Raw genomic sequence first — 11,743 nt, 5'->3', positions numbered from 1 at the left:
CCTACAGCATGCCGAAGATCAGCTCACGGGTTCGGTCAATTGAGGACGGGCTTCGGGAGCCGCGGCACGAACGGCGTCCGCGGCCTGGTCGTTCGGCTGGGTCTGCGACGCCCGTTCGGCTTCGACGCGGGTGTTGTAGATCTCGACCTCGCGCTTGATCGCGTCGTCGTCCCAGCCGAGCACCGGCGCAACCAGCCGTGCCACCGCCTCCGCCGAGTCGACGCCGCGGTGGGCGTACTCGATGGAGATGCGGGTGCGGCGCGTCAGCACGTCCTCCAGGTGCATCGCGCCCTCGTGTGAGGCCGCGTACACCGCCTCCACCTGCAGGTAGTCCGGCGACGCGGGGATCGGCTTCAGCAGCTCCGGGTTGTCCGCGGCCAGCGACAGGACCTCGTGCACCAGCGAGCCGTAGCGGTCGAGCAGGTGCCGGACGCGGTACGGGTGCAGCCCGTGCTTGGCCGCCAGCTGGTCGGCCTGGTTCACCAGCGCGTGGTAGCCGTCGGCGCCGACCAGCGGCACCTTGTCCGTGATGGACGGCTGGATCCGGCCGGGCAGGTCGACGTGCGCCGCGTCGACGGCGTCCGCGCCCATCACCCGGTACGTCGTGTACTTGCCGCCCGCGATCGCGACCAGTCCCGGTGCGACACGTGCCACGGCGTGTTCACGGGAAAGCTTTGAGGTCGAATCGGATTCGCCCGCCAGCAACGGACGGAGTCCCGCGTAGACGCCCTCGATGTCGTCGTGCGTCAACGGCGTCGCGAGCACCGAGTTGACGTGCTCGAGGATGTAGTCGATGTCGTGCTTGGTCGCCGCGGGGTGCGCCAGGTCGAGGTTCCAGTCGGTGTCCGTGGTGCCGACGATCCAGTGGTTGCGCCACGGGATCACGAACAGCACGGACTTCTCGGTGCGCAGGATCATCCCGGACTCGGCGACGATCCGGTCGCGCGGCACCACGATGTGCACGCCCTTCGACGCCCGCACCCGGAACCGTCCGCGCGAGCCAGAGAGCCGCTGGAGCTCGTCCGTCCACACGCCCGTCGCGTTGATCACCGCGTGCGCCCTGACGTCGACCTCGCGCCCGTCCTCGACGTCCCGCACGCGCACGCCGGACACCCGGTCGGCCTCGCGCAGGAACCCGACGACCTGGGTCGACGTGCGCACCACGGCGCCGTAGTGGGCGGCGGTGCGGCCGACCATCATCGTGTGCCGGGCGTCGTCGGCCTGGGCGTCGTAGTAACGGATGCCGCCGATCAGCGCGTCGCGCTTCAGCGCGGGAACCAGTCGAAGCGCGCCGGCCCTGGTCAGGTGCTTCTGCCCCGGCACCGAACGGGCGCCGCCCATCGTGTCGTAGAGGAACAGGCCGGCCGCCGTGTACGGCCGCTCCCACACCCGGTTCGAGAGCGGGTAGAGGAAGCTCACCGGCTTCACCAGGTGCGGCGCGAGGCGCGTCAGCATCAGCTCGCGTTCGCGCAGTGCCTCGCGCACCAGGCCGAACTCCAGCTGCTCCAGGTAGCGCAGGCCGCCGTGGAAGAGCTTGGAGGACCGGCTCGACGTGCCGGAGGCCAGGTCGCGGGCCTCGACGAGCGCGACCCGCAGACCGCGGGTGGCCGCGTCGAGCGCCGCGCCGACACCGACGACGCCACCGCCGATCACCACGAGGTCGAACGTCTCCGCCCCGAGCCGTTGCCACGACTCCTCGCGTTCGGCGGGACCCATCCTGCCGGTGATCGGCGGGGCGGAGGGGGTTTGCGGTGCTGCAGCTGCGTTCTTGCGCGTTGCCACGACAGACGCCTCCCTGTGACGACTCGCAGATCACGTTACCTGCACGAACGCGCGTTCGCCCACGGGCGCGGACGCCAGAACCCTTCGGCCTGAAAACGGCCCGACCACAACCACTTGGCATGGACAACTGATCAGCCCGGTAATAGCGTCCGATCACGTTGTAGGCGGGCGGCGCGGCCCTGACCTCGGGTTTGCGCTCCCTCCTTGCCGCAAACGAGTGGAGGTCGGCGAATGAGTGCAGGCTCGATCTTCGTTTGGGAGCTCCTGGGGACAGCGGTCCTCATCCTCCTGGGCACCGGTGTCGTCGCGAACCAGGTGCTCAAGAACACGCTCGGCAACAGCACCGGCTTCCTGTTCGTCAACATCGGCTGGGCCTTCGCGGTCTTCACGGGTGCGAGTATCGCCAACCCGAGCGGGGCTCACCTGAACCCCGCCGTGACGCTCGGACTCGCGGTCGCGGACAAGACGCCGTGGGGTGACGTTCCGGTGTACGTCGCCGGTCAGATGGTCGGCGCGATCGTCGGCGCGATGCTCTGCTGGGCGACGTACAAGATGCAGTTCGACACGCACGACGAACCGCAGAACACGTTGGGCATCTTCTCCACCGGCCCGACCGTCCCGAGCGTGCCGTGGAACCTGGTTTCCGAGATCATCGGCACGTTCGTGCTCGTCGCCTGGATCCTGCTGTCGCCACCCGCGAAGGCCGCGGCGGGCGGCGTGCCGCAGTTCGGCAACTCGGCGCTCGGCTACGCCGGTGTCGCGTTCGTCGTGCTGGTGATCGGCACGTCCCTCGGTGGCCCGACGGGCTACGCCATCAACCCCGCGCGCGACCTCGGTCCGCGCATCGCCTACGCGTTTCTGATGCCCATCCGCAACAAGGGCAACGCCAACTGGGGCTACTCGTGGATCCCCGTCGTCGGACCGCTCGTCGGCGGTGCCCTCGCGGCGTTGCTCTACCTGGTTCTCCCGGTCTGAAAGGACTTCCAGCATGACGCAGTACGTGGCCGCGATCGACCAGGGCACCACGTCGACCCGTTGCATGATCTTCGACCACTCGGGCCGGGTGGTGTCGGTCGACCAGAAGGAGCACGAGCAGATCTTCCCGAAGGCGGGCTGGGTCGAGCACGACCCGATGGAGGTCTGGCAGAACACCCGCCAGGTCGCCGCCGGCGCGCTCGCGAAGGCCGATCTGTCCACTTCGGACATCGCTGCCGTCGGCATCACCAACCAGCGCGAAACGGCGGTGGTGTGGGACAAGAACACCGGCGAGCCCGTGTACAACGCGATCGTGTGGCAGGACACGCGCACCGACAAGATCGTGCAGGAGCTCGGCAACCTGGGTGGCGGGCAGGAGCGCTACCGGGCCAAGGTCGGTCTGCCGCTCGCGACCTACTTCTCCGGCCCCAAGGTCCGCTGGATCCTCGACAACGTCGAAGGCGCGCGTGAACGTGCCGAGGCGGGCGACCTGCTGTTCGGCAACATGGACACGTGGGTGCTGTGGAACATGACGGGCGGCACCGACGGCGGTGTGCACGTCACCGACCCGACGAACGCGTCGCGCACCATGCTGATGGACCTCGACACGCTCGCGTGGGACTCCGGAATCGCTTCCGACATGGGCATTCCGATGTCGATGCTGCCGGAGATCCGGTCGTCGTCGGAGGTGTACGGCCAGGTGCGCGAACGTGGCGCGCTGGCCGGTGTGCCGATCGCCGGCATCCTCGGCGACCAGCAGGCGGCGACGTTCGGCCAGGCCTGCCTGTCGCCCGGTGAAGCCAAGAACACCTACGGCACCGGCAACTTCATGCTGCTCAACACCGGCACGGAGAAGGTGATGAGCGAGAACGGGTTGCTCACCACCGTCTGTTACAAGATCGGCGAGTCCGCCGCGGTGTACGCGCTGGAGGGCTCGATCGCGGTCACCGGCTCGCTGGTGCAGTGGCTGCGCGACAACCTCGGCATGATCGGGTCTGCAGCCGAGATCGAGGAGCACGCGCGTTCCGTGGAGGACAACGGCGGCGCGTACTTCGTGCCCGCGTTCTCCGGCCTGTTCGCGCCGTACTGGCGTTCCGACGCCCGCGGCGCGATCGTGGGTCTCACGAGGTTCGTCAACAAGGGCCACCTCGCGCGGGCCGTGCTGGAGGCGACCGCCTTCCAGACGCGGGAGGTCCTCGACGCGATGAACGCGGACTCGGGCGTGGACCTGACGGCGTTGAAGGTCGACGGCGGCATGGTCGTGAACGAGCTGCTGATGCAGTTCCAGGCGGACATCCTCGGCGTGCCGGTGATCCGGCCGGTCGTCGCCGAGACCACCGCGCTCGGTGCGGCCTACGCGGCGGGTCTCGCGGTCGGGTTCTGGAAGTCCGAGGACGACATCCGCGAGAACTGGGCCGAGGACAAGAGGTGGGAGCCGCAGATGGACTCCGCGCGCCGCGACTCCGAGTACGCGAACTGGAAGAAGGCCGTCACGAAGACCTTCGACTGGGTGCAGGACTGATTCATGAACGGCGCATTTGTCCACCTCAGGTGAACGAATGCGCCGTTCATCGACCTAGGCGGGAGTGGCGTGCACGATCACGTTGTCGCGGGTGCCGCACGTGATGAGCCGCAGCCCCTCCTCGTCCGCGTCCCTCGCGACGGCCTCCGCGAAGAAGTCGTCGCGGATGATCCTCTCCGTGCGCCCCACGGTGAAGCGGGCGACCGAACCGTCCTTCTTGGACACTTCGATGGTGTCGCCCTGCTGGAGATCGTTCAGCCGGTAGAAGACGCCCCTGGCACTGTTGCTCTCGATCCGGCCGACGATGATCCACTGCTTGGGATGCGTTTGGTGCCAACCGGCCTGCATGCCCTCGCCGGCCGGCGGCATCTGGACGACGCCCTGCGGGTCGAGGCCGAGCGCGACCAGAGACGAACGCACGCCGATCCGCTCGATCCGCAGCTCCATCGGATCGGAGGTGCCGAGCGGCGACACCACCGGCGGCGGAGCGCTTTCGCTCGTCGCCGCCGACGGCTTCGGTGCAGGCGCCTGCGAGCAGGCGGTGGCGAGCGCCACGGTCAGCACCGCGATCAAGACACGAGTCCCCACGAACTCATTGACGCACATCCGGTGGGGCAGTTGCTCGATCAACCAAGCCGCAGCCGAAATGTGATCATGAGACAGGCGGTCAGTCGAGGTCGTCGTGCCGCATCAGCTGACGGCCGGACTCGGTGATCGAGCCGGACAGCGACGGGTACACCGAGAACGTCGTCGCCAGGTGCTCGACGGTCAGCTGGTTCTGCACGGCCAGGGCGATCGGCAGGATGAGCTCGCTCGCGTTCGGCGCGACGACCACACCGCCGATGACCACGCCCGTCGCCGGGCGGCAGAACAGCTTCACGAAGCCGCGGCGCAGGCCCTCCATCTTGGCGCGGGGGTTCGTCGCGAGCGGCAGCATGATCGTGCGCGCGGGCACCTCGCCCGAGTCGATCGCCTGCTGGCTGATGCCGACGCTCGCGATCTCCGGGTTGGTGAAGACGTTCGCGGCGACGGTCTTGAGCTTGATCGGGCTGACGCCCTCGCCCAGCGCGTGCCACATCGCGATGCGGCCCTGCATGGCGGCCACGGACGCGAGCAGCAGCACGCCGGTGCAGTCGCCGGCCGCGTAGACGCCGCTCACGTTGGTCCGGCTGACCCGGTCGACCGGGATGTACCCGCCGCGCCCGAGCTCGATGCCGATCTTCTCGAGGCCGATGTCGGTGGTGTTGGGCACCGAACCGACGGTCATCAGGGCGTGCGACGCCTCGATCGTGCGACCGTCTTCCAGGTGGATCAGGACGCCGTCGCCGGTGTTCTCGACCCGGTCCGCGCGGGCGTGCTTGACGACGGCCGTGCCGCGCTCGGCGAACACGTCCTCCAGCACCGCGGCCGCGTCGGCGTCCTCGTGGGGGAGCACCCGGTCCCGGCTGGAGACCATCGTCACCTTCACGCCCATCTCGGTGTAGGCGCTGGCGAACTCGACACCGGTGACGCCGGAGCCGATGACCGCGAGGTGTTCGGGCAGCTCAGGGAGGTCGTAGATCTGCCGCCAGGTCAGCACGCGCTTGCCGTCGGGCTCCGCGCCCTGCAACACGCGCGGGGTGGCGCCCGTTGCGATGAGCACCACATCGGCGTTGAGGATCTCCTCGTCGCCGTTCGCGCTGATGGCGACGACCTGGTGCTGCGCGAGCCCGCGCGAGTCGTCCGCGAACTTCGCGCGGCCGTTGATCAGCCGCACGCCCTCGCGCTGCAGGCGCGCCCGGACGTCCGCGGACTGCGCGAGCGCGAGGCCCTTCACCCGTCCGTGGACCACCGGCAGGTCGACCGCGGCGTGCTCGTTGTTGGTCTGAATGCCCAGCTCACCGGCGTTGCGGAAGGCGCTGCGGGCCCCCGCCGACGCGATGAAGGTCTTGGACGGCACGCAGTCGTACAACACGCACGCGCCACCTGCCCCGTCGTTCTCCACCACGGTCACGTCGGCGCCGTGCTGCGCCGCGACCAGGGCTGCCTCGTAACCTGCGGGTCCGCCGCCCATGATGACGATGCGGGTCACGATCAGTTCCCTTCTGCGTGCTTGCTGGCCGGCACAACCGTACGCGTTGCCCGAATCGACCGTGTCGTCAGTACCGAAAGCTGATCGTTGGGTCGCTACGCTGTCGGACGTGCCGCTCTATGCCGCGTACGGGTCGAACATGGATCCGAACCAGATGATGGAGCGAGCCCCGTACTCCCCGCTCGCGGGGACCGGCTGGCTCGTCGGTTGGCGTCTGACGTTCGGTGGCGAGGACCTCGGCTGGGAAGGCGCCCTCGCGACCATCGTCGAGGAGCCTGGTTCCCAGACGTTCTGCGTGCTCTACGACGTCTCGCCCCGCGACGAGTCGCGGCTCGACCGGTGGGAGGGCGCGCTCGGTCTCTACAAGAAGATCCGGTTGCGCGTGCAGACACTCGAGGGGTCCGTGGTGGCCTGGCTCTACGTCCTCGACGCGTACGAGGGCGGGCTGCCGTCCGCCCGGTACATCGGCGTGGTGGCCGACGCGGCGGAGGCTGCGGGAGCGCCGGACGACTACGTGAACGACCTGCGCACGCGGCCGTGCCAGGGCATCGGCCCCTGATCAGCCCGTGCCGGCGGCCTCGGCCAGCAGCTCCACCAGGTGGTGGTGCAGGCGGCGGTAGTCCACCGGCGTGATCGTCGACCACGGCGGCTGCCCGTCCACCGCGCGCCGCATCTGCAGGTAGCGGCCCTTCGGCGTGTCGTAGAACGCGACCACCCGGTCCGGCCGCACCCGCTTGCCCCACTTGTCGCGGGCCGCGGCACCGAACTGGCCGCGGTTCGTCGCGTCGCGGACCATCTCGGCGAGCGTGTGGGCGTCGTCGGCGCGCACGCGGCCGCGCAGGGCTTCCTCCAGCTCCTCCGGAGTGGACGCTGAGGTGGCCGCTGCGTCCAGGTCCGCCGACGGCAGGGTGATCGAGTGGCCCTCACCCGCCGGGGCCGAGGGAAGCGTGGTCAGGGCCTCGCGCGGCAGGCCGTCGGCCTCGGCGGGCCGCAGGATCAGCTGACCGCTGTCCAGGACCGCCAGGACGCCCGCCTGGCCCTTGCCGGCGGCCAGGACGCGCACGCTGCGATCGTTGAGCCACATGCGCGCATCGATCTCCTGTTGCGGGCGGTTCAGCACGTGCAACAGGTCTTCCAGCGTCGGGTCCAGAGCACGCGGGCCACCGAGGCCGCGCGCGCCGAGCTGGCGCCAGACCTGGTCCTCGACGGCCCGGCGCTCCTCGCGGGTCTTGCCCGGTGAGGGCACCTTCAGCACCAGCGGCATCGTCTCCAGGCCGAGGTGCTCCCAGAGAACGTCGAACTCCAGCGTGGAGATGATCACCGGGTCGCGCGTGTCGCTCATCCCGACGTCCAAGCCGAACAGAGTCATCAGTCGGTCGTGCTCTCCCCGATCACGGGCAACGTGTAGCTGCCGACCCCGTAGATGTCGTCGCGTTCACGCAGGTAGTCGGCGGCCTTGTGCTCCAGGTCCTCCTCGTCCTCGCCCTTGCGCGGACCCATGCCGCCGAAGGGGTCGAACGACTGAGGCATCGGCACGGCCCTGCGGTGCACCTGGTCGTTGCTGTTCGACGCACCGACCGTGCCCATCGGGCCCATGGCGCTGTTCGCGGCGTTGGCCACACCCGCGGCGTGGCCGTTGTTCATCACCGTGCCCATCGCCGCGCCGGACGCCGCGGTCGCGCCCTCCTCCATCTGCTTCTTCTCGGAGGAGGAGTCCGAACGGCCGGACCGCTGACCGGGGACGCCGCCGACACCCGCGGTGCCGGTGCCGCCGGGACCTGCGGTGCCGGTCGTCGACGACAGGTGGGTCGAGGTGCCCCTCGACGAGGCGGCGGGCGCGGTCGGCGTGCCGGAGGGGCGCGTGGACGAACCGGGAGGTGCCGTGGTGCCGCGAGGCGGGGTGACGGCCGTGGTGCGAGTGCCGGTGCCGGTGCGGCCGCCCGTGATGCCGCCGGTCGTGCCGTGCGGGCCGTACGCCCAGACGCCGGCCGTGCCGATGTTGGCACCACCGCCGTGCACGACGCCGGTACCGCTGATCTGCAGCTGCGGCGGCTGGCTGAACTGGCCGAGCGTCGAGGTGTTCGCGGTCGTCGACGACGCGTAGGTGGACATGACCTCACGGGCGCGGCGCTCGGCCGCGTCCTGGGCCGCCTCCTGCTTCTCGTGGTCGGTCTGGCCGCCGAAGAGGTGCGTGAGGCCCGTGACCAGGGCACCCGGCTGCTCCGCGCTCACCACGACCGGGGCCGGCATGTCCGCACGGGCCTTCGAGATGTGGTTCGCCTGCAGCTCGGCCGAGTAGCGCATGACGTCCGAGCCGACGCGCGCGCTGTCCGCCCAGGCGGCGATCGGGTTCAGGCCGGCCTGCGCCATGTCGGCGGCCTTGCCGCTCCACTTCGCGCCGGACAGCGTGATGCCCTGGTGCAGGTCGTCGTTGATCTCGGTCAACGCGGCCGACACGCCCGCCCAGCGCTCCATCGACGCGAACGACGCGGAGGCACCCGGGCCTGCGTGGATGCGGTCGTAGAGCTCCTTGTGGCTGTAGCCCTGCCAGCGGTGATCGACCATGGTCAGCACCCGCTCTTGTTCATCATGCCGGTGTTGTCGCCCTCGACCACGTTGTACTGGCGCTCGATCTGGTTGAGGTTGTCCATCGCGGTCTTGAGCTGGCGCTGGTAGTTCAGCAGCGCCTGGAGCGCCGAGTCGCCGTCCGCGATCGACCGGTCGTTGAACTTCTCGGCCGCCTCCTGGCTGACCGGGTCACCCGCCCACGGCCGGACCCGGAACTCGGTGACCGCCATCTCGATCTGCTTGTCGAGCTTGGTCAGCGCGGCGGAGAAGGTGTTGCGCAACGCCGGAATCGCCTCTGGCTCCACGTTCAGCTCATGCTGGACGGGCGGCGAGGAGTCTGCCCCGCTGCGTCCCCCTGGCGGCATGGTGAAACCTCCGGCGGTTGTGCGTACAAGCGCTTGGCCACTCTAACCACCGAACGTAACGCTGGGGAGTGGGATCAGTGACATCCGCCCGTGTGGGTCAGCGCTTCTGGAGCAAACTGGCCATCGCCGCCTCTGCCACCCGCTGGGCCCCGAGGCAAAGATGATCTTGTTGCACCGCAGTGGAATTCCCTCCGTCGCGGAACATGACGTCGAGGAACTGACCCTCGGCCACGTCGATCTCGACGTTGCAGACGTCGTGCACGTCGGGTGTGCGGACGGTAATCGCCGGGAAGCCTTCGATCGTGCTCACCGTGTAATCCACTTGGGCGTTCTCCGAGAGCCACACGTCGGCGCCGGAGACCAGCACCAGCGCGAGCCTCGCCACGTTGCCGCTCCTCGTGCCGCGGATCGTGCACGCCTTCGCGTTGCCGAAGCTCGGCTCGAGGTACGCGCTGGGCGGGTTGTCGAGGCTCAGCGACGTGCGCTGGTCGGCGGTCAGCACCGCGCACGGGTCCACGTCGTCGAGCGGCAGGGCGCGCGGCCGGGGAGGGAAGTCCATCCGGGAGACCGACGGCGTCGTCGGCGGTGGTGGTGGCGGGGTGGTCAACGAACTCGTCTCAGGCGCGGCCGTGCATCCGGCCAGCGTCACCGCAACGATGAGGAGCGCCGTGGTCCGCATGGAGGGTCACCGTAGTTGTTCGGGCTGGGGGTCCGTCGCCAGCCGTGACCACAGCAGCATGTCCTCGCGCTGGCCGTCGACGATCGTCTCCTCGCGAAGACGACCCTCCAGGGTGAACCCGCACTTCTCCGCGACCCGCTGCGAGGCCTTGTTCGACACCGCGTGCCGGTAGGTGATCCGGTGCATCTCCATCGCGCCGTACACCCAGCCCAGCACGGAGTTCAGCGCGGTCGGCAGCACGCCCTTGCCCCGGTGTCCCGGCTGGGTCCAGCAGGTCACCTCGGCCATCTTCAGCTTGTGGTCGATGTCGCGGATGACGACACCTGCGAGCATCTCGGCCGTGGTGGCGTCGCACACCGCCCACGACCAGCGGTAGTTGTGCTTCCAGCCGTTGGTCATGAACAGGACGAACATCTCCGCGGCCGCCGGGGTCTCGATCCCCATCAGCTTGAGGTAGCGATGGGTGTCCTCGTCGGCGTACGCCTCGACGATCGCGGGGACGTCGTTGATGCGGTCGTCGTTGCGGAAGGCGCGCAGGTAGTACTCGCCCGCGTTGATCTCGACTGGCTCCACGGGCCAGAGGCTAACCGTCCTGGGTGAACCCGGTTGCCGCGGTTCAGTGGTCGCCGGTGAAGCCGTCGTGCTGTTCGGCGAGGTCGTCGAGCCGCGACCGGTGCGCGGACGCGGGCAGCCCGTCCGGCGCCGTCGTCAGCTCGATCACCCAGTCCACGTCCTCGGCGTCATCCTCGCCCGCCAGCATGTCCCGGTGCACCGCGCACGGCCCCCAGCCGGCCTCCAGCAACTCGGCCGCCAGTTCCTCTGCCTCGTCGCGGTCGGGCAGGATCAGCAGCACGGTCGGGGAGATCAGCCCGCGCACCGCCAGCGCCGTCCGCAGCGCCGCCGTGTCCGGCACGTGCACGCCGTCCAGCCCCACCTCGCACGCGGCGACGACGTTCTCCGCCGTGTCGTCGCAGAACACCGCGGTCGCGTACCCGAGCTCGTCGAGCACCCGCCGGAAGATCGCGTGGTCGGGCTTCGCCACACCGAGCCGCGCCGAGCTGAAGACCGCGTCGAACTCCACGTCGAGCCCGAGCAGCGCCAGGTCGGCTTCGAGCCGGGTGGTGGCGTTGGTCAGCAGGGCGACGAAGCACTGCTTTCTCGCCGCCCGCACCAACGCCAGCGCCTCTCCGATCACCTCACCGGGCGTGGCCGCGAGCCCCGCCTGCCCCCGCCACTGCTCGTCGGTGATCTCACCCGTGACGGCACGGCGCAGCAGAGCGGGTTCGAAGGCGGCCTCGGCGACCTCGGCCGGAATCGGCGGGAAGGACCGCACGACGCCGTCGAGATCCAGCAACAGCAACGGTTTCAGCGCCGGCGTCCGTTCCACTGTCCCCACAGGATCGCCACGGCGGGGATGAGCAGGAAGATCAACGGGTTCTTCACCAGCACGAAGAACGCGATCACCACGGCCACGCCCACAGCCGGCACGACCGCGCCCTCCCACCGGCGCGCGGGCGCTGTGGAGCGCTCCGGGTACATCGCCACGGGCGTGGAGAACTGCGGCCGGGGATCGGGCAGGTCGTGGAACAACGCCATCAGTTCGCCGCGGGTCTTCGCGGTGGTGATCTTCGCGGACCGCTCGCCGTACTCGTCGATGTCGATGCGGCCCGCGCTCATGTGCTCGCCGAGCACCTGCAACGCCTGCTGGCGCTCGGTGTCACCGACGCGGATGTCCCTGGACGGGTCGCTCACACCACCAATCGTAGGTGAGCGACCCATGA

Annotated in this window: 13 protein-coding genes; 3 read left to right on the top strand and 10 right to left on the bottom strand. The window is 69.5% G+C overall.

The annotated features are described in order from the left end of the window. Positions 1-18 precede the first annotated feature (18 nt). Positions 19-1,716, bottom strand: coding sequence for a glycerol-3-phosphate dehydrogenase/oxidase (locus ACFOWZ_RS09900; protein WP_382372627.1), 1,698 nt, complete (start codon positions 1,714-1,716; stop codon positions 19-21). A 297-nt stretch (positions 1,717-2,013) separates the two neighbouring features. Here ACFOWZ_RS09900 and ACFOWZ_RS09895 point away from each other — a divergent pair, with 297 nt between their 5' ends. Next, entirely contained in the window at positions 2,014-2,757 is a 744-nt protein-coding gene (locus ACFOWZ_RS09895; RefSeq protein WP_382371344.1) for an MIP/aquaporin family protein, read from the top strand. A gap of 13 nt (positions 2,758-2,770) precedes the next feature. Further along, positions 2,771-4,279, top strand: coding sequence for a glycerol kinase GlpK (gene glpK / locus ACFOWZ_RS09890; RefSeq protein ID WP_382371342.1), 1,509 nt, complete (start codon positions 2,771-2,773; stop codon positions 4,277-4,279). A 54-nt stretch (positions 4,280-4,333) separates the two neighbouring features. On the opposite strand, the gene ACFOWZ_RS09885 is transcribed toward glpK, so the two are convergent. Both ACFOWZ_RS09885 and ACFOWZ_RS09880 read right to left on the bottom strand, forming a co-directional pair. Then, positions 4,334-4,867, bottom strand: coding sequence for a sortase domain-containing protein (locus tag ACFOWZ_RS09885; protein ID WP_382371340.1), 534 nt, complete (start codon positions 4,865-4,867; stop codon positions 4,334-4,336). A gap of 79 nt (positions 4,868-4,946) precedes the next feature. Then, positions 4,947-6,350 (bottom strand): NAD(P)H-quinone dehydrogenase, encoded by a 1,404-nt coding sequence (locus ACFOWZ_RS09880; RefSeq protein WP_382371338.1) that lies wholly within the window; start codon positions 6,348-6,350, stop codon positions 4,947-4,949. Positions 6,351-6,459: 109 nt separating this feature from the next. Between ACFOWZ_RS09880 and ACFOWZ_RS09875 the strand changes: the two genes are divergently transcribed. Continuing rightward, on the top strand, positions 6,460-6,909 hold the full coding sequence (locus ACFOWZ_RS09875; protein ID WP_030470705.1) for a gamma-glutamylcyclotransferase family protein: 450 nt from the start codon (positions 6,460-6,462) through the stop codon (positions 6,907-6,909). Here ACFOWZ_RS09875 and ACFOWZ_RS09870 read toward each other — a convergent pair whose 3' ends face one another. From ACFOWZ_RS09870 to ACFOWZ_RS09840, 7 genes are all read right to left on the bottom strand, one after another. Then, complete coding sequence (locus ACFOWZ_RS09870; protein WP_382371336.1) at positions 6,910-7,719, bottom strand: ESX secretion-associated protein EspG; 810 nt, start codon at positions 7,717-7,719, stop codon at positions 6,910-6,912. Beyond that, the gene (locus tag ACFOWZ_RS09865) at positions 7,719-8,915 is read right to left on the bottom strand and encodes a PPE domain-containing protein (protein WP_382371334.1); all 1,197 of its coding nucleotides are present in this window, start codon (positions 8,913-8,915) and stop codon (positions 7,719-7,721) included. The genes ACFOWZ_RS09870 and ACFOWZ_RS09865 overlap by 1 nt, the downstream gene beginning before the upstream one ends. Before the next feature lie 2 nt (positions 8,916-8,917). After that, positions 8,918-9,223 (bottom strand): transcriptional regulator, encoded by a 306-nt coding sequence (locus ACFOWZ_RS09860; protein ID WP_382371332.1) that lies wholly within the window; start codon positions 9,221-9,223, stop codon positions 8,918-8,920. Positions 9,224-9,380: 157 nt separating this feature from the next. Next, positions 9,381-9,962 (bottom strand): DUF3558 domain-containing protein, encoded by a 582-nt coding sequence (locus ACFOWZ_RS09855; RefSeq protein WP_382371330.1) that lies wholly within the window; start codon positions 9,960-9,962, stop codon positions 9,381-9,383. Between the two features lie 6 nt (positions 9,963-9,968). After that, positions 9,969-10,535, bottom strand: a complete 567-nt coding sequence (locus tag ACFOWZ_RS09850; RefSeq protein ID WP_382371328.1) for a GNAT family N-acetyltransferase — start codon at positions 10,533-10,535, stop codon at positions 9,969-9,971. A 43-nt stretch (positions 10,536-10,578) separates the two neighbouring features. Further along, positions 10,579-11,349, bottom strand: coding sequence for an HAD-IA family hydrolase (locus ACFOWZ_RS09845; protein WP_382371326.1), 771 nt, complete (start codon positions 11,347-11,349; stop codon positions 10,579-10,581). After that, positions 11,328-11,714, bottom strand: coding sequence for a DUF1707 SHOCT-like domain-containing protein (locus ACFOWZ_RS09840; RefSeq protein WP_382371324.1), 387 nt, complete (start codon positions 11,712-11,714; stop codon positions 11,328-11,330). Before ACFOWZ_RS09840 ends, ACFOWZ_RS09845 begins: the two co-directional genes overlap by 22 nt. Positions 11,715-11,743: the final 29 nt, after the last annotated feature.

This window comes from Lentzea rhizosphaerae (assembly GCF_042649515.1).
Taxonomy (GTDB): Bacteria; Actinomycetota; Actinomycetes; order Mycobacteriales; family Pseudonocardiaceae; genus Lentzea; species Lentzea aerocolonigenes.
Note: the sequence above shows the minus strand (reverse complement) of the source record. Positions and strands in the feature narration are given on the sequence as shown.